Origin of the sequence: Streptomyces sp. Y1 (genome assembly GCF_041053115.1) — a bacterium.
Classification (GTDB): Bacteria; Actinomycetota; Actinomycetes; order Streptomycetales; family Streptomycetaceae; genus Kitasatospora; species Kitasatospora rubellomurina.
Genome location: NZ_CP163445.1, coordinates 925968 through 945208, shown reverse-complemented (window position 1 = coordinate 945208; position 19241 = coordinate 925968). Strand labels below are relative to the sequence as shown.

Below are 19241 nucleotides of genomic sequence, written 5' to 3'. Positions count from 1 at the left end.
GACCAGGGCGCGGGCCATCGATGTGAGGAGACAGCATGTCCACCAACCTTTCCGACCGTCCGCAGGACCGTCCGGAGCTGCAGGCGGCGATCGAGGAGCTGGTCGGGTCCGGCTTCCTCGGCGTCCAGCTCCGGGTGAACGACGAGCGGGGCGCGTGGGTCGGCAGCGCCGGTGTGCGGGAACTGGGCGGGAGCGCCGCGCCGTTGACGGACGGGCACGTCCGCATCGGCAGCAGCACCAAGAGCTTCGTCGCCACCACGGTGCTCCTGCTGGTGGCCGAGGGCCGGATCGGCCTGGACGACCGGGTCGCCGACCACCTGCCCGAGTTCGGTCTCGACCGGCGGATCACCGTGCGGATGCTGCTGCAGCACACCAGCGGGATCTTCAACCACACCGGCGAGCTCTACGAGGACGGGACGATCGTGCTGGGCGTCCCCTGGCAGGGCAAGGAGTGGGTGGACAACCGGTTCCGGACCTACCCGCCCGAGGACCTGGTGCGGCTGTCGCTGTCCCGGCCGGCCCGGTTCGAGCCGGGCGCGGGCTGGAGCTACGCGAACACCAACTACGTGCTGGCCCGGCTGGTGGTCGAGCGGGCCACCGGCCGTCCGTTCGCCGAGGAGCTGCGGCGGCTGGTGCTGGAGCCGCTGGGGCTGACCGGCACCGTGGCCCCGGGCGCCTCGCCGGAGATCCCGGAGCCGCACAACCACGGCTACTACCGCTACGAGGACGCCGGGCGGCAGCGGACGGTCGACGTCACCCGGCAGAACCCGTCCTGGGTCGGAGCCGGCGGCGACATGATCTCGACCACCCGCGACCTGCACACCTACTTCTCCGCCCTGATGGCCGGCCGGCTCCTGCCGGAGGCCCTGCTGGCCGAGATGCGCACCCCGGAGGAGACCGTCGGCTACGGCCTGGGGGTGTTCGCCCAGGAGACGGCGGGCGGCACCGTCTACCACCACAACGGCGCCACCATGGGCTCGGCGGCGCTGATGTACGGCGCGGCGGACGGCAGCCGGACCCTCACCGCCGGGCTGACCTGGGTGGACGACGCCGACCTGTCGATCGCACCGGCCTTCCAGGCCGCCCAACAGCGTTTGGTCGACGCGGTGTTCTGCGGCAAGCTGGCCCGATGACGAACGGGGTCACGAACGGAGTCACGATCGGGCAGGCGGCGGCGTTCGTCGGCGTCACGGTGAAGACGGTGCGGCACTACCACAAGCTCGGCCTGGTGATGGAGCCGGAACGGGACGGCTCCGGCTACCGGCGCTACGGCTCCGACGAGTTGCTGCGGCTGGTGCAGGTGCGGACGCTGGCCGCCGCGGGCGTGCCGCTGGCCGGGATCGGGCCGATGCTCGACGCCGACGCCGCGCGGTTCGACGCCGCGCTCGCCGACGTCGGGCGCCAGCTCACCGAACGCATCGACGAGTTGGTCGCCCGCCGCGACACCCTGCACCGGCTCGCCGACGGCGACCGGGCCCTGCTGCCCGACCGCGCTTGCGCCGTGCTGGACCGGATGCCCGGCCTCGGCTTCGACCCCGCCTACGTGGCCGCGCAGCGCGAGGCCCTGGTGCTGGCCCGGGCGCTGGTCCCGGAGGCCTTCGACGGCTTCCTGACCCAGCTCGAACACGGTCTGGACGACCGCGAGTACGTCGACCTGGCCAAGCGCGGCTGGGAGGCCCAGAGCTGGGAGCCGGACGACCCGCGGATCGAGGAACTCGCGACTGCCATGGCCGACCGCTACCTCGCCAACCCCGCCCTGCTGGGAGACCACGCCACCCGCCAGGCCTGGGCCAGGGCCTCGGCCCAGTACCAGCTGATCAACCATCACCGCGAGGACCGGGCCCCGGTCGCGGCCCGGCTGACCGCGCTCACCGAGGCCGGGCTCCGCTCCGCCGGCGTCGGCATGCCGCCCCGGTGACGGCCGGGAGGACGGTGCGGATGATCCGATCCGTTCGAGCTCCACGGCCCGCCCGGTCCAACCGGTCTGCCCGACCGGGGCTCACGGCACGAGCGGTCATGGCGTGCCCGGTTCCCACCGCTCTCCTCGCTGTTTCCGGCTGCGGGGGCGACGAGCCGTCGATGAACCCGGGGCAGGCGGAGGAGAAGGTCAGGTCGTACGCCTCCGGGCGACGGGCGACGGGCGACGGGCGACGGGCGACGGGCGACGGGCGACGGGCGGTGGGGCATGGGGGGTGCCGGTTGGCGGGCGGTGGCGGGGGTGTTAGACATCCCTTGTGGACGATCACCCTGAGCCCTCGACCCTGCGCGTCTTCGTGGCGCTGGCTCCGCCCGACGATGCCAAGGACGAGCTGGCCCGGGCCCTGCGGCCCGCGTACGCCGGGTACCCGCGGCTGCGGTGGAACCGGATCGAGGACTGGCACATCACCCTGGCGTTCCTCGGTGAACTGCCGTCCACGGCGGTGCCGTTGCTGCGGTCGGCGCTGGCCGGCCTGGCGGCCTCGCATCCCGCCCCGCGGCTGGCCCTGCGGGGCGGCGGCCAGTTCGACGAGCGGCTGCTGTGGAGCGGGATCGACGGGGACCTGGAGGGGCTGCACCTGCTCGCCGAGGACGTGCGGGAGCTGGTCCGGTCCTGCGGGATCGCCTTCCGGGACCGCCCGCTGCGGCCCCATCTGACGCTGGCGCGGGCCCGGCGCGACGATGCCACCAGCGTGCCGCAGGCGGCGGCCGGGCTCAACGGGTTCGTGGGGCGGGTGTGGCAGGCCGAGCGGCTCCACCTGGTCGGCAGCAACATCGGCCGTGGGCCCGGGCCGATCCGGTACCGTGACATCGAGTCCTGGCGACTCGGCGCCGCGGTCCGGGCCGGGGGCGACAGTGCCCCGGCCGGGCCGTAGCCGACCGGCGGAGGTCCTGCGTCACAGCGGGGTGAGGATGTCCTGGTGGGCCCCGTCGAGGACGAGGCCGTTGTCCAGCCGGACCCGGACCGTCACCCGCTCGCCCGCCTCCCGGTGGGCGGCCCACTGCGGCTCCAGCGCGGCGATCTCCGTCTCCAGCCGCTGGCGGCTGGCCGCCGGCATGGTGTGCCCGTAGTCGTCGAGCAGCGCCTTGAGGCGCTGGTACTCGCGGACCTCGTGGCTCTCGGGGAGTTCGCCGTCCACGCGCTCGACGGTGCCCTCGATCCCGGCCGCGAGCGAGAGGAACCCGACGACGCCCCCGGGTTCCCCGGCGAGCGCCTCGCCGATCCCGAGGTCCTCGGCCAGCCTGACGCGCCGGCCCGCCTCCAGGGTCATCCGTCCTCCGCCTCTCCGTCGATCAGTGCCGTCGATCACTGCCGCCGATCAGTGTCGTCGATCACTGCCGCCGGCGCAGCAGGCCACGGTACCGGACCCCCGGCCGGTGTCAGGTGCGGGCGGAGTCGGCGAGGAAGGCGGCCACCTGCTCGTTGACCCGGGCCGCGCCCGTCATCGGCAGGTTGTGGTGGGCGGTGTCCGGGACGACGGCGACGGTGGCGGTCGGCAGCGCGGAGCGGGCGGCGGCCGCGACGCGCCGGGCGTCGTGGGTGTGGCTGTGCTCGGCGAGGAGGGTGAGGACGGGGGGCACGAGGGTGCGGAGGCGGGCGGGTGCGGGGCGGGGGCCGGTGACGACCCGGGAGGCGGGGAAGTCGGCGTAGCCGAGGGCGTAGAGCTCGCGCCAGTCCGGGTCCAGGTGCCCGCTGCCGCCGGACTCCCAGTCGAGGTAGCGGCGGGCCCGGGCCGGGGTGCGGCGGGGGAGGAAGAGCGGGAGGGCGTGCAGGAGGTAGCCGGGGCGGAAGCCGGCGAAGCACTGGGTGGGGTCGAGCAGGGCGAGCCGGCCGACCCGGGCGGGCGCGTGGAGCGCGTACTCCAGGGCGATCCAGGCGCCGTAGGAGTGGCCGCAGAGGTCGGCCTCGGTGGCGCCGAGGGCGTCGAGCACGGCGTCCAGCCAGCCGAGCAGGCCGGGGACGCCGCCGAGCGGGGCGCCGTCGTGGACGCTGCGCCCCGGGTCGCCGATGAGGTCGACGGCGAGGACGCGGTGGCCGGCTCCGGCCCAGGCGGCGGCGTTGGCGAACCACGTCGTGGAGGTGGCGCCGCCGCCGTGCAGGAGGACGAGCGGGCGGCCGTCGCGCGGGCCGCAGGCGTTGATCCGGGTGGTGCCGTGGGCGGTGCGGACGGTGACCGCCTCGACGGGGACGGGCCAGCGGGCGAGCAGGGCGTCGTAGGCGGCGAGGAAGGCGGCGGTGCGCTGGGAGGGCGGGCGAACGGGTGTGCCGGACATGGGTGTGCCTCCGCGGCGGGCATCAGGGCATGATGGGGTCACTCGCAGAACAAGTATCTCGCTCAGCGAGAGAATAGTGGCACATGCGTGCCCGGGACGGAGAAGAGGGTGTCCGAGACCTCACTGCCCGCGGAGTCGGCGAAGACGGAGTCGACGGAGACGGAAACAGCGGAGACGGCGACGTCGGCGGAGCCGCTGCGGCTGGTCCACCTGCTGCGCGCGCTGACCGTCGAACTCGACCTGTTCGGCGCCGAGTTCGCGTCGCGGAACAAACTGCACCCGACCGACCTGCGGGCGCTGATCCACCTGCTGGACGCCGCCCGGGCCGGCCGGGTGGTCACCCCCGGCCGGCTTGGGGAGGCGCTGCGGCTCAACTCGGCGGGCACCACCGGCCTGGTGGACCGGCTGGAGCGGCTCGGGCTGATCCGCCGCGAACGCGACCCGCGGGACCGGCGGCGGGTGCACCTGGTGGTGGAGCAGCGGGCGATGGAGCTGGGGGAGGGCTTCTTCGGCGGGCTGATCGGCGAACTGGTCGCGGCGATGGGGGAGTTCGAGCCGGCCGAACTGGCGACCGTCCGGCGCTTCCTGGAGACGGTGACGGAGGCGGTGACGGGGGCGGTGACGGGCGCGGTGGTCTCGGCGTCGCCGGGGGTCAGGACGGCCCGAGGGACCAGCTGATCACCGACAGCGTGGCCATCGACACCAGCGTCGACCAGAGCACCGCGTCCCGGGCGAGCCCGGTGGCCTGCCCGTACTCGCGCGCGTAGGTGTACACGTTCTGCGCGGTGGGCAGCGCGGAGAAGAGCACCACGGTGAGCAGCTGGTGCGTGGACAGGTGCAGCAGCGGACCGGCGACGGCGAGCGCGGCCAGCGGCTGGACGAGGGTCTTGACCGCGACGATGAACCCGGTCTCGGCGAGCCGCGAACGGCCTTCGGCCGGCGGGCGGTTGTGCAGCGACATGCCGAGGGCGACCAGGGCGGTCGGCACGCCGGCGCCGCCGAGGAGTTCGGCCGAGTGGTTCAGTTCGGCGGGCAGGTACAGGCCGGTCGCCGAGGCCACCGCCCCGAGCGCGGTGGCCAGCAGGATCGGGTTGCGCAGCGGCAGGGTGACCAGCGCCCGGCGGCCGGCCGCGCCGCTGTCCAGCACCGCCAGCACGGCGGGGGTGACCAGCAGGATCTGGAACAGCACCACCGGCGCGACGAAGGAGGCGTCGCCCACGACCTGCATCGCCACGGGTATGCCGAGGTTGGCCGAGTTGACGTACCCGGAGGCCATGGCGCCGATCGCGAGTTCGCCGCCCTTGCGGCGGAACAGCAGGCGCCCGGCGAGCAGCCCGAGGCCGGTCCCGGCGGCGGTGCCGGCGGCGAAGGCGAGCATGGAGGGGTTGGCGAAACGATCCAGCGGAGTGCGGGAGATCATCAGGAACAGCGCGGCCGGCATCGCCACGTGGAAGACGAACTTGGTCAGCACCGCCTCCGCCTGCGCCCCGAGCAGTCTGCTGCGGCCGACCAGGTAGCCGACTCCGGTGAGCGCCCAGATCGGGGCGAAGCCGGAGAGCAGCGGGTGCAGGGAAGGCATGGTTCCTCGGATCGCTCGGAGGGGACGGCCGGGCGGGGTGGGCGGCCGCGGTGGTGCCGGTGGTGCCGGTGGTGCCGGTGGTGCGGATGGTGCAGGCGGGGATCGCCCGCCCGGGGCAGTAAACCAGTGGCCGTCCGAGGACCGACCGGCGCCCCGGGTGCCCGCCCGGGCGTCCGCGCTCGGACCCGCGCTGGGACCCGCCCGGGATCCGCCCTCGGCCGGGCGTCGAAGACGGCCCCTAGGATGGGCGGATGGAGGATGACCGCTACCTGAGCCTGTCCGAGGTCGAGACCGTCGCGCGCCGCGCCCACCAGGGGCAGGTGGACAAGAACGGGCACCCCTACGCCGAGCACATCGCGGCGGTCGCGGGCGGAACGGCCGCACGCGGCGGCAGCGAGGCGCAGATCGCGGCGGGCTGGCTGCACGACACCGTCGAGGACGACCGGTTGAGCCGCGAGTGGCTGGCCGGGGCGGCACTGCCCGAGGAGACCAAGGCGATCGTGGACGCGCTCACCCGCCGCCCCGACGAACCGGTCGAGGAGTACGCCGCGCGGATCCTCGCCACCCCCGGCGCCCTGCTGGTCAAGCGGGCCGACCTGGCCCACAACTCCGACCCGGACCGCCTCGCCACCCTGCCCCCGGCCACCGCCGAACGGCTCGTCGCCAAGTACGCGCGGATGCGCGAACTGCTCGGCCTCACCGGCGAACTCTGAGCCCACCCTGGCCGGTTGGGCGGCGTGCCGCCCGCAGTCGGCGGGCCCCGGGCGCGCCGCGCGCCGCCGAGCGCGGCCGGGTGGTCAGGGCGCGAGCGGCGGAGGGCAAATCCCGGGGGTCAGCCACACGCCGTGGGTGGGCGGCAGGAGCAGGTGCAGGCCGTGCGCCGGGGCCACGTTGAACAGCAGGTCGGCGGTGCCCAGGGCGCCCAGGGCGAGCGGCGCCAGCAGGAGGCCGGCCACGGCGCGCACCCAGCGGGGGCGGCCGCGGAGCAGGGAGTGCGGCGCCCAGAGGCCGGCCGCGAAGGCGGCGAGGTAACTGGAGAGGTAGCCGAGGGCCTTCACCAGCGGGGTCAGGAAGTCCGGATCCGGCCCGGGATCGTTCGGCCCGGGGCCCGGCGGGTCGCACTCCAGGGCGAAGGGGATGGTCTGGTGGACCGTCACCAGGGCGAACACGCCCAGGACGAGGCCCGCCGCCAGCGTGCCGATGGTGAGCAGGCGCCACCACCAGTGCGCGGCAGGTGCCGTAAGGTCCGGTCTCCGGTTCTGGTCGAGCCGGCCGATGGTGCGTGCGGACATCGTTCCCCCTGGTCGTTCAGGAGCGGGGACGGTGTGCGCCGCCGCGCGGTTCCCGGGAGGCGGCGGGAGAACGCGACCGGGCCCGGCCCCGCGCGGATCGCGCGTGGGGCCGGGCCGGTCGGGTCACCTCGGGAGTCCCTGTCCGGCCCCCGGGGTGAGGGGGAGTGGTCAGGTGCGCCGGTGCGGTGGGGGCGGCTTAGTACCAGTGGTTGGCCTGCCAGAAGTTCCAGGCGGCGTTCGGGCTGCCGTAGCGGGAGTTCATGTAGTCCAGCGCCCACTTGATCTGGGTGGCCGGGTTGGTCTGCCAGTCCGAGCCGGCGGAGGCCATCTTGGAGCCCGGCAGCGCCTGGGCCAGGCCGTACGCGCCCGAGCTCGGGTTGGTCGCGGTCACGTTCCAGCCGGACTCGTGGCTGATGATCTGGTTGAACGAGGCCAGCTGGTTCGCCGGGACGATCTGCGCGGCGACGGTCTGCGGGGTCGCGGCGTTCGCGGCGGTGGCGGGCAGGACGGCCGCACCGAGGCCGGTCAGAGCGGCGGCGCCGGCGAGAATCGCGGCGGAAGTGCGCATGCGGAGCTTGAGAGCGGGCATGTAGAACAAGACCTCAATCAGGTTGGGCCGGGTCACGCCCCGCCCGGGACCGTGGCCGGACAGGGGCCGATACGGTCGCGGGGCGTGACTCGGCAGCAAGCCGTTCACCGGCGGGACAGGTGCCGGTGCGGCTGACGACTGGGCAATTGTTGCCAGACGGGATCGGCCGTCGCCAAGACCCCCTCGTTACGACGCGGCGTCGTACGGGGGTGGGCGCCGTCGATTCGAAGGCGGGTGGCGCGGGCCGGTCGAGGCTGCTCCCGGGCTGCCTGGCCCCGCTTCGGTCGGTCGGGCGCGGGCGCGCCGGCGACCACTATCGGGCGTCGTGGATGCGGTCGGGGTGTGAGCGCACTCACCGTTTGGCGCCCGCGGCCGTCACGCGCCCGACCCGGCGGCGGCACTTTGCGTACTGACGATCTCGGTCCCGGTTGAGACCGGCGCCACACCGTAGGTGCGACCGGGGCCACACCGTGGGCGGCGCGGGCTCACCGCGGGTCGCCGAGCCGCCGGTGCCGGACGGCCCGCTCCGCCAGCCGCCGCGCCTCCGGCGTCGCCGCCAGCGCGCCGAGCGCCGTGCCGACCGCCCGGCCCAGCCGCGCGCAGAACGCCGCCGGCTCCTCGGCGGCGTCCGGCAGCTCCGGCACCACCTCGTCCACCAGCCCCACCTCGGCCAGGTGCCCGGCGCCGATGCCCTGGGAGCGGGCCAGCTCGGGGGCGTGCGCGCCGTCCCGGTGGACGATCGCGGACGCGCCCTCGGGCGGGAGCGGCGCCAGCCAGGCGTGCCCGGCGGCGATCACCCGGTCCGCCGGGAGGAGCGCCAGCGCGCCGCCGCCGGATCCCTGGCCGAGCAGGACGGCGAGGACGGGCGTGCGCAGCGCGAGCAGGGTGGTCAGGCAGTACGCGATCTCCACCGCGATGCCGTCCCGCTCGGCGTCGGCGGAGAGCTCGGCCCCGGCGGTGTCCACCACCGTGACCAGCGGCAGGCCCAGCTGTTCGGCCAGCCGCGCGGTGCGGCGGACGGCCCGCAGGTCGGCGGCGGTGAACGGCCGCTCGTGCTCGGGGGTGCGCCGCTGCTGGCCGACGACCAGGACGGGCCGGCCGCCGAGCACGGCGAGTGCCCGCACCAGTGCGCCGCCGCGCCCGCCGGGGGCGTCCAGCAGCACCAGCTCCTCGGCGGTGTGGCGCAGCAGCTCGCGGGTGCCCGGGCGGTCGGGGCGGCGGGTGCGGAGGACGGAGTCCCAGGCGTCGGCGGGCGCGGGTGCGGTGGCCGTGTCGGTCGTCGTGACCGTGACGGTGGAAGGGGCCGTGTCGGTAGAAGGGGAGGGGAGGGGAGAAGGGGACGGCGGGGGCGGCGCCGCGGCCAGGACGGCGAGCGTGCGGCGGACCAGCTCGCGCAGCTCCTGCGGCGGCACCACGGCGTCCACCAGCCCCCGCTCGGCCAGCGTCTCCGCCCGCTGGACGTCCGGCGGCAGCTCCACGCCGCGCAGCTCCTCGTACACGCGCGGGCCGAGGAAGCCGAGCCGGGCGTCCGGCTCGGCGAACACCAGGTGGCCGAGCGTGCCCCAGGAGGCGAAGACCCCGCCCATGGTCGGGTTGCGCAGGTAGGTGAGGTAGGGGAGTCCGGCCGCGCGGTGCGCCTGGACGGCGGCGGTGATCCGCAGCATGCAGAGGAAGGCCGCCGAGCCCTCCTGCATCCGGGTGCCGCCCGAGACGGGCAGGGCGAGCAGCGGCAGGCGTTCGGCGGTGGCGCGCTCGACGGCCCGGGTGATGCGTTCGGCGGTCGCGACGCCGATCGAGCCGCCGAGGAAGCCGAACTCGGAGGCGACGAGGGCGACCGGCCGGCCGTCGATCAGGCCGACGCCGGTGAGGACGGCCTCGTCCAGCCCGGTGCGGGCGCGGGCCCGGTCGAGCGCGGCGCGGTAGTCGGTGTCGGCGGGCGGGCCGGCCGGGGGCTCGTCCCAGCCGCGGAAGCCGTCCGGGTCGACCAGCAGGCCGACGAGCTGGCGCGCGGTCAGTGCGGCGGCCGGCGCCGCGGTCGGCGCCGAGCCCTTGCCGGTCCTGCTGCCCGTGTTGCGGGGACCGCCCGTACCACCCGTGCTCATGCACACTCCGTCAGAGATCGTTCCGGCTCGACACGATCCGTCACTCTATGCGGCGGGGGCGAGGTGGGGCCGGAGCCGCCCGAAGGTGTGAGGAGGCCGACAGGGCGGGGCCGGGGGAGGCGCGGGAGCGGTGATTCCGCTAGTTCGACGCCGGTCGACCCTTGGGCCGCCCGGGCGGTTCGTGGACGCCCCTGGAGGAGGTCGTCGTGGGTTCGGAATACTGGTCAAGTCGCTGGTCGGACACGGGAGTTACCCGTGGGTTAATTGTTGGCCGGGAGGCTTCCGGAGTTGACCGTGGCCCGCCACACTGGGGGCATGACTCGCACTCTACGCGCGTGGAAGACCCGCGCCGCCGCCGTCGCCGCCGTCGCCATGATGACCCTCGCGCCCGTCGCCGTCGCGACCGACGCCCACGCCGCCGTGAGCGGCACGGTCTGTCTCACCGCCCTCCCGCAGGAGGCCGACGACACCCTCAACCTGATCGCCTCCGACGGGCCGTTCCCGTACAGCCAGGACGGCGTGGTGTTCCAGAACCGGGAGCACGTCCTGCCGACCCAGTCCTACGGCTACTACCACGAGTACACCGTCATCACCCCGGGCGCTCCGACCAGAGGCGCCCGGCGGATCATCACCGGGCAGGGCGACCAGGAGGACTACTACACCGGCGACCACTACGCCACGTTCTCGCTGATCGACCAGAGCTGCTGATCGACGCCCCACCGGATCCGCCCCTCCCGCGTGCGTTCCCGCCGCGCGGTCCCGGCGCGCCTCGGCGCCGGGGCCGCACGGCGGGGCCGCCGGGGTGCCCGGGGCGGGGAGGCTCCGGCCGTACGTCAGGGACGCGTACGGAACGCCCGGTGCCGCGTCAGGGCCGTGTCAACGGGCCTCGGCCCGGCAGCCGTCCGCCGCTTTGCTGGGGTGACGGTTCGGCGATGCGGGCGGAGAGGCGGTCCAGGCCATGAAGGACAGCGGGGCGGGCGGGGCGAGCGGAACGATCCCGGCGGAGAGCCGGATCGTGGTCGGCGTCAGCGGCTCGCTCGGCAGCATCGCCGCCCTCCACCACGCCGCCGCCGAGGCCCGCCGCACCGACGTCGAACTCCTCGCCGTCCTGTGCTGGACCCCGCCCGGCGACGAGCTCGGCTACCGCCGCACCCCCTACCCGCCGGCCCTCACCGCCGGCCGCGACGCCGCCGTCGCCCGGCTCCGCCAGGCCCTGGACGAGGCCTTCGCCGGCCACCACGCCGGAGTCCGCCTGCGCTGCCAGGCCGTCCGCGGCGACACCGGCCGCACCCTGGTCGGCTGCGCCGACCGCCCCGACGACCTCCTCGTCCTCGGCGCCGGCCACGAACGCGGCCGCCTCTCCCGGCTGCTGCGCCCCTCCGTCGCCGCCTACTGCGTCCGGCACGCGACCTGCCCGGTGCTCACCGTCCCCCGACCCGCCCTCCAGCGCGACCTGGAGGAGCTCGAACGCGGCCACGGCCTGCGGCAGTCGGTCACCGGGAGCTGAACCGCCCGGCGGGAACCGCCGGACCGGCCGCCCTACGACACTCCGGCGGCCGCGGCGATGGCGAGGGCGGTCCGTCGGCCGGCGTGGACGGCGGCCGGGGCGGTGGCGGGGAGGCAGCGGCGGGCCTCGGGGCTGTACGCGGTCATCACCACGCCCGCGTGGTCGGTGGGGAGTTCGAGGTACGAGGCGGTCGGTGCGGCCGCGCGCAGCTCGCGCGCGTGCGCCACGTCGACCACCTCGTCCGCCGCGCCGTGCACCAGGTGGAGCGGGACGGGGGAGGGTCGTGCGGCCAGGGCGGGGAGCGTGGCCTCGCCCGTGGTGGCGGTCGGGGTGTCGTAGCGGCCGGCGATGCCGACCACGGCGGCGGGGCGCAGGTCGGCGGGGGTGTCCGGATGGGTGGCGAGGCCGACCGCCTCCTTGGCGCCGAGCGACCAGCCGGCCAGGACGAGGCGCTCCCCGCCCCCGCCGTCCCCGCCCCCGCCGGCCCCGCCGAACTCGGCCGCGGCGCGGCGGGCGTGGGCGAGCGAGGCGAGCAGGTCCGCCCGTCCGCCGTCCGGCAGGTGGGGCCGCCAGTCCGGGACGAGCACCAGCAGCCCGAGGTCGGCGGCGGCCCGGGCGAGCGGCCGCAGCACGTCGCGCTCGTCGGAGCCGCTGCCGTGCCAGAGCAGCACGACGGGTACCGGCCCCGGGGTGCCGGCCGGCGGGCGGTGGACGTCCAGGAACTGCCCGTCCGCGTACGGGACGGACTCGGGGAGGGGGGTCGTCATGAGGGGTTCGCCTCGATTTCGGTGGGCGGCTGCTGAACTGCTAGTGTTCCTCATGTCGCGAGGGAGATGATCTCTCGTCAGGCGTCAGTGGTGCTACCAGAGCACGTCCCACTTTCAGTGGGGAGAGTCCGTGCGACCCGGGCCTGGCGCTCCAGTTCGGACGAGGTCCGGTGCCTTCCTTGGCGCCGGGCCTCGTCCGCGTTTCCCGGCCACTGCCGGCGGGGTGCGGGGGATCGTTCGTGGTTCGGCCCAGGGCCGTTGAGCTGCTAGTATTCATTCCGTCGCGAGGGAGATGATTCCTCGTCAGGCGTCAGTGGTGCTACCAGAGCACGTCCCACTTTCAGTGGGGAGAGTCCGTGCGACCCGGGCCTGGCGCTCCAGTTCGGACGAGGTCCGGTGCCTTCCTTGGCGCCGGGCCTCGTTCGCGTTTCCCGGCCGCTGCCGGGACCGGGCCGGTCCGGGGCCGGTCCGGGGCCGGTCTGGGGCCGGTCCGGGGCCGGCCTCAGGCCGGCTGGCGGTCGGAGCCGAGTTCGCGGGAGATCCGCAGGCCGGCCTGGGCGACGACCGGGCCGAGGGCGCGGACGCGGGCGGCGGTCATCCGGGAGGTCAGGCCGGACACCGAGAGCGCCGCCGTCACCTCGCCGGTGTGGTCGAAGATCGGCGCGGCGACGCAGCGCACCTCGGGCTCGTTCTCGCGGTCGTCGATGGCGTAGCCGCGGGCGCGGATCCTGGCCAGGTCGGCGCGCAGGCGCGGTTCGTCCGCGATGGTCCACGCGGTGACCGGCCGTAGGCCCGCCGCGACCACCTCGGCGACGGCCTCCTCGGGCAGCCAGGCCAGGATCGCCTTTCCGGTGGCCGTGCAGTAGGCGGGCGCCCGGCTGCCGACCCGGGACGCCATCCGGACGTTGGTCTCGTCCTCGACCTTGTCCAGGTAGACGATCCCGGGCGCCTGCCAGACGGTCAGGTGGACGGTCTCGCCCGCCTCGCGCTGGAGCCGGCGCAGGTGCTCGGTGGCGACGCTGCGCAGGTCGAGGGTGGACAGGTAGGCCTGGCCGAGCCGCAGCGAGCCGTGGCCGAGCCGGAACCAGCCGGTCTCGCGGTCCCGGTCGAGCAGGTGCTCGTCGAGCATCGGGCCGGTCAGCCGCAGCACGGTGCTCTTGTTCAGGCCGAGTGCTTCGGCGAGTTGGGCGAGCGGGACGCCGCGGCCGTCGCCGTGGTCGCGGACGTGGCCGAGGACGGCGAGCGCGCGGCGCAGCGAGGAGGACTGGTTGCGTTCCGTCACGGGCTTCTTGGGGGCCGTGTCCGTCATGGGTCCGTTTCCCTGGTCCGTTTCCCTGGTCCGTTTTCCTGGTCGTGATCGGCGGTTGTCTGGTCCAGTGGTGGTCAGAACCTACCCCTTCGCGGGCGGATCACCTCGTCCTCGATACAACGTTGTGCACTGCAAAACTTCGCGAACCGCCTCTTGTTGGGGCCGATCGCCCACGCCCAACGTCCCTGCGATGGGCAACCTGCCGACGCTGAAGTCCGGGGCGCCATCATGGCCGCCTCCACCCTGATGACCGTGCCGGTCCTCGTCTTCTTCGTCGCCGTCCGACGCCGTCTGGTCTCCGGCCTGGCGGGTGCGGTCAAGGACTGACCGCACCCGCGGGCGGGGCGGGAGTTCGGGAACCTCAGCGGGTGGTGGAGCGCTTGCGCCACCACCAGGCGCCGCCGGCGGCGAGCAGGACCACGGCGGCGGCGCCGATGACGATGGGGGCGGCCGAGGAGGAGGAGGAGTCGTCGCTCTTGGCGGCGGCCGCCGGGGTGGCCGAGGCGGTGATGCTCGGGGTCGCGGAGGGGGCGGCGGCCGAGGGGGCGGCGGACGAGGCGGCGGCCGAGGGGGTGGCCGTCGCGGTCGGGGTGGCCGCGGTGGAGGGGGCGAGCGGGGTGGCGCCCGGCGCGGCGGCGGCGAGCTTGAGGGTGGGGGCGGGGTGCTCGGGCTCGGTGCCGCCCTGGGGCAGGTCGATCCAGCGGACGATGCTGCCGTCGCTGTAGGTCTCCAGGGTCTTGAAGACCAGCTCCTTGGCGTCGGGCAGCTGCTTGATGGTGATCTTGTAGACGGCGTCCTTGCCCTGCGGCAGCGCCGCGCCGCCGACCGTGAAGCCGTCCGCGGTGGCGGCGAAGGTCCAGCCGGCCGGGGCGTCGGCGAGCGTGACGTCGGCCGGGGCGATGCCCGCGGGCAGGACGACCTGGAACTTGGCGAGCCCGGCGGTGCTCGACTCGGCCTCGGCGGTGAACGTCAGGGTGGCCTTGGCGGCCAGCGCCTGCGCGGTGTCGGACGCCACCTCGACGTGGGCGAAGGCGGGGACGGCGAGGGCGAGGGCCCCGGCCGCGACGGCCGTGACGGTGGCGGCGCGGGCGGCCAGGCGGGCGGTGTTCATGAAACGGCGCTCCGGGGGGCAGGGTGCTGTGGGGGGCGAGGGGCGGGTCGGCCCCGTCGCAGCAAGTCGGCCCGAACCGGCGACGAGTTCCCGGCATCCGGTGTGATGCGCGTCACGCCCTGACGGAACCGGCCGGACGACCTGATTTTGGCCGACCCCGGTCTGTGGCGCGCAAGCTCGGGGTGCGACGATGTGCCGCCATGGACGTGGGTGGAGGAATGCGCACCGGACGGGCCGCGGTGTTCGCGGCCGTGTCCGTGCTGCTCGCCTCGCTCGGTCACGTCCTGATGTCCGGGACCCCCGTGCCCGCCTGGTCCGCCGTCGCCGCCCTGGCCGCCGTGTTCGGCCTCGCCCGGCCGCTCGGCGCCCGCGAGCGCGGGCCGCTGCTGGTGACCGGGCTGACGGTCGGCGTCCAGGCCGCCCTGCACACGCTCTTCGCGCTCGGGCAGGCCGCGGCCGGTTCCGGAACCTCGGCCGGCGGCGACCTGGCCGACCAGTGGGCCCGGCTGCTCCTGTGCACCTCCCATCCCGTGTCGCCCGCTGAGACGGTGCGGATGGCGCAGGCGGCCGGGCTCGGCGACCTGGCCGGCATGCCAGGCATGGCCGGTATGCCGGGGATGGCGGGCATGTCGGGGACGGCCGTGGGCGCGCACGCCCACCAGCTCGGCACCGTGACGGCCGGGCCCGCGCAGCACGTCGGCGGGGGGATGACCGGCATGCTGGCGGCCCACCTGCTCGCCGCCCTGCTGATGGGCCTGTGGCTGTCGGCGGGCGAGCGCGGCGCGTTCCGCCTCGGCCGGGCCGTCACCGCGCGGCTCCTCGCGCCGCTGCTCCTCCTGCTCCGGCTGGCCTGCCCGCCGCACCGGCCGCGCCTGCGGCCCGTCCGTGCCGGTTCCGCCCAGCGGCTGCGGCAGCTGCTGCTCGTCCACGCCCTCACCTCTCGGGGACCGCCCGCCGGGATCGCCGTCGCCTGACGGCCCTCCCCGGGGCTCCCTCCGCCGACGCCGTACCCGCTGCCGGGTGCGGCGACGCTGCCGCGCTGCGACCCAGCGACGCTGCGACGCTGCGGCGCTGAGGAGCGCCCCGGCACGGTCCTGCGGCCGAGCCGCCGCTCCCACGCCTCTCCGAGAAGGACTCCCGGCGATGACACCTGCCCTGCCACGCCCGCGTTCCGCCCGATACCGCCACCCGCACGACGACGCCACGATCACCGCCTGGGCCCTCGCCGCCCGCCACGGCGATCCGGCCGCCGTGGAGAGATTCGTCCGCGCCACCCGCCCGGACGTCCTGCGCTACGTCGCCCACCTGAGCGGCGAGCCGCAGGCCGCCGACGACCTCACCCAGGACACCTACCTGCGCGCCCTGCGCGGCCTGCACCGCTTCGAGGCCCGCTCCTCCGCCCGCACCTGGCTGCTGGCCATCGCCCGCCGCACCGTCGCCGACCGCTTCCGCACGGCGGCCGCCCGGCCCCGCCTGGTGGCCACCGACGACTGGCAGGCCACGGCCGAGCGCGTGCAGGACTGCGACGCGCCCGGCTTCGACGAGGGCCTGGCGCTGGCCGAACTGCTGGAGACGCTGCCCGCCGAGCGGCGGGACGCCTTCGTCCTCACCACGATGCTGGGTCTGCCGTACGAGGAGGCCGCCGTGGTCACGGGCTGCCCGATCGGCACCGTACGGTCCCGGGTCTCCCGCGCCCGCACCACCCTGATCGGGCTCCTCGCGGCGGCCGAACGGGGAACGGACGCGCCCCTCGTCGCCTGCGCGGCCTGATCGGCCTGCGCGGCCTGACCGCCGGACCGATCGATCAGCCCGCCGCCGGGGCGCGCCGGAGCGCGGCATGCCCGGGCGGCGGGCCGGGCTCAGCTCCCGAGGAAGTCCAGGAGGTCCTGGTTGAACCTCTCCTTCTCCCCGGGGACCGCGGCGATGCCGTGGCCGGCGCCCTCGTAGACCTTGAGCCGGGCGTTCGGGACGAGCCGTGCGGCCTTGCGGCTGGTGGCGTCGATCGGCACGATCTGGTCGTCGTCTCCGTGGATGATCAGGGTGGGGACGTCGAACTTCTTCAGGTCCTCGGTGAAGTCCGTCTCCGCGAAGGCCGTCGCGCAGTCCACGCCGGCCTTGATGCTCTGGTGCATGGCCATGAGCCAGTAGGCGTCCTGGTTGCCCTGGGTGACCTGGTTGCCGGGGCGGTTGGCGCCGAAGAACGACGGCGCCAGGTCCTTCCAGAACTGTGAACGCTCCTTCAGGATGCCCGCCCTGATGCCGTCGATCACCTCGCCCGGCACGCCCTCGGGGTTTCCGGCGGTCCGGCCCATCAGCGGCGGGATCGCCGAGAGCAGGAGCGCCCTGCTGATCCGGCCGGTGCCGTGGCGCCCGATGTAGCGGGCGAGCTCGCCGCCGCCCATGGAGTGGGCCACCAGGGTGACCTCGTGCAGATCGAGCCCGGTGAGGAGGTCGTTCAGGTCGTCGGCGAAGGTGTCGAAGTCGTAGCCGTCCCAGGGCTGGCTGGAGCGGCCGTGGCCGCGGCGGTCGTGGGCGATGCCGCGGAAGCCGTGGTCGGCGACCAGCTTCATCTGGTCCTCCCAGGCGTCCGCGTTCAGCGGCCAGCCGTGGATGAAGACGACCGGGCGGCCGCTGCCCCAGTCCTTGTAGTGGATCTCGACGCCGTCACGGGTGGTCAGGATGGGCATGGCGTTCTCCTCGTCGGGTGCACCGGCCGGTGGACGGTCCGGCCCGTACGGCGTGCGGGGCCCGCCACCGATGGACCTGGCGCGCAGCTGGGCGGTGGGGGCGGCGTCCGGCCGCACCCCCACAGCCATCCTGCGAGCGGCCCCGTGATCCGCAACGCGAACCGTCCGTCGGTGCCACACGTCACCCGGCCGGGCCCAGCCGCCCCGGAGACTCAGCTGACGAAGCCGATGACGCCGTAGGTGTCGACCTCCCGGGCCAGCCGGAGCCAGCCGAGGACCTCCTGGACGGCCTCGGAGACCGCGCGGTCCAGGGCCGGGGCGGGGCGGCCCTCGCGTTCGGCCGACTCGAACTGGCGCAGGGCCTCGCGGCAGCGGGCGGGCGACCACTCGCCGCAGGACAGGTCGGGGCTGTAGGGGAGGCCGGCGGGGAAGCCGGAGCCGTAGAAGAAGTCCTCGAGCGAGACGGCGGTGATGCCGTGGGCGCGCAGGCCCTCGTCGACCACGTCCAGCCAGCGGCCGCGGAAGGGGCCGAAGGAGCGGTTGTCGAGGTCGGTGGCGTCGATCGCGCACAGGCGCCGGTAGGCGGAGCGGTACTGGTGGCCGTACTCCTCGTCGTACGGGCCGCCGAACACCACCGCGCGCAGGGCCTCGCGGGCGGTGGGGGCGCCGTTCGCGATCTCGTCGGCGGACTCCGCGTCGGCGCGGGCGAGTCCGGCGTCGAAGTAGTCGGCGACCTCGGCGACCACCTCCTCGTCGGCGCAGCCCACGAGCTCGTGCTTGCCCTCGACGTCGGTCAGGTACACGGTCAGGAAGGAACTCATGACAGCACCGTAGCGGGGCCGCCGCGCGGGGTCGGGCGGGCCCGCTGCGTCAGGCCGAGCCGTGGACGAACGCGTGGGCCTCGCGGGCGAGTTGGGGCCAGGGGAGGTCGGCGGCCGGGTCGAGGGCGAGCCATTCGCGCATCGGCTTGCCCTTGCCGGCGTCGAAGTGGGCGCCCGCGCCGGCCGCGACCAGGTCGTCCACCCGGGCCCGGGGCAGTTTGAGGACCAGGCGGCCGGCGGAGAGCATGGCGAAGATGTGGCCGTCCGCCGTGAGGGCGTCGGCGCCGAAGCGGCGGCGGCCGGCGGCGGGCGGCCGGACGCCCGGGAGGTCCTTCAACTCCTCGACCAGGGCGGCGAATCGGTGCTCGGGGTCGGTCCTGTCGACGGCCATCTCAGGCGGCCTCCGCGTTCTCGTGGGGTGGCGGCACGGCGACCAGGACGAACACCGCGCCGGCCTCGTCCCCGACGAGCGCGGCGCGGCCGAAGGGCGTCGGCTCGGGGGCGGTGAGGACGGCGCCGCCGAGGGCGCGCAGCTGCTCGGCGGCGCGGTCGGTGTCGGCGGTGCCGAAGTGCGTCAGCCAGCGGGCCGGTTCGTCGGACGGGCCGAGGCTGCAGACCGGCAGGCCGGCCAGCCGGGCGAGGGTGCGGCCCGCGCGCGGCCGGTCGTAGGTGTAGCCGAAGACGCGGCGGTAGAAGGCGCGGGCGGCGTCCGGGTCGGGGGAGAGGTGCGCGTTCCAGGCGAGCGTGCCGGGTTCGTTCACCAGCCCCGCGCCGTCGACGGTGTCGCCGCGCCAGAGGCCGAACGGCGCGCCGAGCGGGTCGACGGCGATCGCGGCGCGGCCCTGGTCGGGCACCTCGTACGGCTCACGGGCGATCCGGCCGCCGGCGGTGCGGACCAGCGCGGCGGTGCGGCGCAGGTCGGCGCAGGCCAGCTGGGTGGTCCAGGCGGCGGGCGCGTCGGGCGCCGCCTCGACCGCCGCCACCGGAGCGCCGTACCGGGTGGCGACCGAGCGGCCGGGGCCGGTCGGCACGAACTCCCAGCCGAACAGCTCGCCGTAGAAGCGCTCCGCCCGGGCGGTGTCCGGCGCCGTCAGGACGACCCAGCACGGGACGCCCTCGCGGTACCTGCCTGCCTTCGGCATCCTGCCCTCCGCGCGTCGGCGCCCCTCCCGCCAGCCTCCGCGCCCCGCCGCGCGGCGGCAACCGGGGCGCAGCGGTAACCGGGC

The 19241-nt window shown here is 75.4% G+C and carries 22 protein-coding genes and 1 pseudogene; 10 read left to right on the top strand and 13 right to left on the bottom strand.

The genetic code is table 11. The annotated features are described in order from the left end of the window. Window positions 1–35: 35 nt before the first annotated feature. The 3 genes from AB2U05_RS03935 (at window position 36) to thpR (ending at window position 2852) form a co-directional block, all read left to right on the top strand. Window positions 36–1133 carry a serine hydrolase domain-containing protein gene (locus AB2U05_RS03935; protein WP_369182440.1) on the top strand — a complete coding sequence of 366 codons (1098 nt, stop codon included), beginning with the start codon at window positions 36–38 and terminating at the stop codon, window positions 1131–1133. Further along, complete coding sequence (locus AB2U05_RS03930) at window positions 1130–1918, top strand: MerR family transcriptional regulator (protein WP_045698014.1); 789 nt, start codon at window positions 1130–1132, stop codon at window positions 1916–1918. The genes AB2U05_RS03935 and AB2U05_RS03930 overlap by 4 nt, the downstream gene beginning before the upstream one ends. Window positions 1919–2234: 316 nt before the next feature. After that, complete coding sequence (gene thpR, locus AB2U05_RS03925; protein WP_369182439.1) at window positions 2235–2852, top strand: RNA 2',3'-cyclic phosphodiesterase; 618 nt, start codon at window positions 2235–2237, stop codon at window positions 2850–2852. Between the two features lie 21 nt (window positions 2853–2873). On the opposite strand, the gene AB2U05_RS03920 is transcribed toward thpR, so the two are convergent. Both AB2U05_RS03920 and AB2U05_RS03915 read right to left on the bottom strand, forming a co-directional pair. Further along, a complete protein-coding gene (locus AB2U05_RS03920) occupies window positions 2874–3248 on the bottom strand; it encodes a hypothetical protein (protein WP_045708983.1) in 375 nt (124 codons plus the stop codon). A 109-nt stretch (window positions 3249–3357) separates the two neighbouring features. Then, on the bottom strand, window positions 3358–4251 hold the full coding sequence (locus AB2U05_RS03915; protein ID WP_369182438.1) for an alpha/beta fold hydrolase: 894 nt from the start codon (window positions 4249–4251) through the stop codon (window positions 3358–3360). Window positions 4252–4446: 195 nt separating this feature from the next. Here AB2U05_RS03915 and AB2U05_RS03910 point away from each other — a divergent pair, with 195 nt between their 5' ends. Further along, on the top strand, window positions 4447–4929 hold the full coding sequence (locus AB2U05_RS03910; protein ID WP_369185888.1) for a MarR family transcriptional regulator: 483 nt from the start codon (window positions 4447–4449) through the stop codon (window positions 4927–4929). On the opposite strand, the gene AB2U05_RS03905 is transcribed toward AB2U05_RS03910, so the two are convergent. Next, window positions 4904–5830, bottom strand: coding sequence for an AEC family transporter (locus AB2U05_RS03905; protein ID WP_369182437.1), 927 nt, complete (start codon window positions 5828–5830; stop codon window positions 4904–4906). The two genes, AB2U05_RS03910 and AB2U05_RS03905, sit on opposite strands and share 26 nt — an antisense overlap. 251 nt (window positions 5831–6081) lie before the next feature. Here AB2U05_RS03905 and AB2U05_RS03900 point away from each other — a divergent pair, with 251 nt between their 5' ends. Next, window positions 6082–6543 (top strand): HD domain-containing protein, encoded by a 462-nt coding sequence (locus AB2U05_RS03900; RefSeq protein WP_045698024.1) that lies wholly within the window; start codon window positions 6082–6084, stop codon window positions 6541–6543. Between the two features lie 84 nt (window positions 6544–6627). On the opposite strand, the gene AB2U05_RS03895 is transcribed toward AB2U05_RS03900, so the two are convergent. The 3 genes from AB2U05_RS03895 to AB2U05_RS03885 all read right to left on the bottom strand — a co-directional run bounded on the left by AB2U05_RS03895 (window position 6628) and on the right by AB2U05_RS03885 (window position 9813). Further along, on the bottom strand, window positions 6628–7122 hold the full coding sequence (locus AB2U05_RS03895; RefSeq protein ID WP_045698026.1) for a hypothetical protein: 495 nt from the start codon (window positions 7120–7122) through the stop codon (window positions 6628–6630). A 196-nt stretch (window positions 7123–7318) separates the two neighbouring features. Further along, entirely contained in the window at window positions 7319–7690 is a 372-nt protein-coding gene (locus tag AB2U05_RS03890) for a transglycosylase SLT domain-containing protein (protein WP_244178831.1), read from the bottom strand. Between the two features lie 506 nt (window positions 7691–8196). After that, entirely contained in the window at window positions 8197–9813 is a 1617-nt protein-coding gene (locus AB2U05_RS03885) for a carboxyl transferase domain-containing protein (RefSeq protein ID WP_369182436.1), read from the bottom strand. Between the two features lie 372 nt (window positions 9814–10185). Between AB2U05_RS03885 and AB2U05_RS03880 the strand changes: the two genes are divergently transcribed. Together AB2U05_RS03880 and AB2U05_RS03875 are read left to right on the top strand one after the other, a co-directional pair. Next, a complete protein-coding gene (locus tag AB2U05_RS03880; RefSeq protein WP_244178833.1) occupies window positions 10186–10521 on the top strand; it encodes a ribonuclease in 336 nt (111 codons plus the stop codon). Window positions 10522–10771: 250 nt separating this feature from the next. Continuing rightward, window positions 10772–11320: a universal stress protein gene (locus AB2U05_RS03875; protein WP_045698033.1), complete on the top strand. Its 549-nt coding sequence runs from the start codon at window positions 10772–10774 to the stop codon at window positions 11318–11320. A gap of 32 nt (window positions 11321–11352) precedes the next feature. Here the strand turns inward: AB2U05_RS03875 and AB2U05_RS03870 are convergent, their stop codons facing one another. Together AB2U05_RS03870 and AB2U05_RS03865 are read right to left on the bottom strand one after the other, a co-directional pair. Then, entirely contained in the window at window positions 11353–12087 is a 735-nt protein-coding gene (locus tag AB2U05_RS03870; RefSeq protein WP_369182435.1) for an alpha/beta hydrolase family protein, read from the bottom strand. A 502-nt stretch (window positions 12088–12589) separates the two neighbouring features. Further along, window positions 12590–13396 carry an IclR family transcriptional regulator gene (locus tag AB2U05_RS03865; protein WP_045696118.1) on the bottom strand — a complete coding sequence of 269 codons (807 nt, stop codon included), beginning with the start codon at window positions 13394–13396 and terminating at the stop codon, window positions 12590–12592. A gap of 219 nt (window positions 13397–13615) precedes the next feature. On the opposite strand from AB2U05_RS03865, the pseudogene AB2U05_RS03860 reads away from it, so the two are divergent. Next, window positions 13616–13723 (top strand): annotated as a pseudogene (locus AB2U05_RS03860) (carbohydrate ABC transporter permease); the annotation flags it as partial. A gap of 34 nt (window positions 13724–13757) precedes the next feature. On the opposite strand, the gene AB2U05_RS03855 reads toward AB2U05_RS03860, so the two are convergent. Then, window positions 13758–14507 carry a DUF1775 domain-containing protein gene (locus tag AB2U05_RS03855; protein ID WP_369182434.1) on the bottom strand — a complete coding sequence of 250 codons (750 nt, stop codon included), beginning with the start codon at window positions 14505–14507 and terminating at the stop codon, window positions 13758–13760. 218 nt (window positions 14508–14725) lie between these two features. Here AB2U05_RS03855 and AB2U05_RS03850 point away from each other — a divergent pair, with 218 nt between their 5' ends. Further along, window positions 14726–15481: a hypothetical protein gene (locus AB2U05_RS03850; RefSeq protein WP_369182433.1), complete on the top strand. Its 756-nt coding sequence runs from the start codon at window positions 14726–14728 to the stop codon at window positions 15479–15481. A 169-nt stretch (window positions 15482–15650) separates the two neighbouring features. Continuing rightward, window positions 15651–16277 carry a sigma-70 family RNA polymerase sigma factor gene (locus AB2U05_RS03845; RefSeq protein ID WP_369182432.1) on the top strand — a complete coding sequence of 209 codons (627 nt, stop codon included), beginning with the start codon at window positions 15651–15653 and terminating at the stop codon, window positions 16275–16277. A gap of 89 nt (window positions 16278–16366) precedes the next feature. Here the strand turns inward: AB2U05_RS03845 and AB2U05_RS03840 are convergent, their stop codons facing one another. The 4 genes from AB2U05_RS03840 to AB2U05_RS03825 all read right to left on the bottom strand — a co-directional run bounded on the left by AB2U05_RS03840 (window position 16367) and on the right by AB2U05_RS03825 (window position 19157). Then, a complete protein-coding gene (locus tag AB2U05_RS03840; protein WP_045696240.1) occupies window positions 16367–17194 on the bottom strand; it encodes an alpha/beta fold hydrolase in 828 nt (275 codons plus the stop codon). Between the two features lie 212 nt (window positions 17195–17406). Beyond that, the gene (locus AB2U05_RS03835) at window positions 17407–18015 is read right to left on the bottom strand and encodes a hypothetical protein (protein WP_045696123.1); all 609 of its coding nucleotides are present in this window, start codon (window positions 18013–18015) and stop codon (window positions 17407–17409) included. Between the two features lie 49 nt (window positions 18016–18064). Continuing rightward, window positions 18065–18406: a TfoX/Sxy family protein gene (locus AB2U05_RS03830; RefSeq protein WP_045696126.1), complete on the bottom strand. Its 342-nt coding sequence runs from the start codon at window positions 18404–18406 to the stop codon at window positions 18065–18067. A 1-nt stretch (window position 18407) separates the two neighbouring features. Beyond that, entirely contained in the window at window positions 18408–19157 is a 750-nt protein-coding gene (locus tag AB2U05_RS03825) for a VOC family protein (RefSeq protein ID WP_369182431.1), read from the bottom strand. Window positions 19158–19241: the final 84 nt, after the last annotated feature.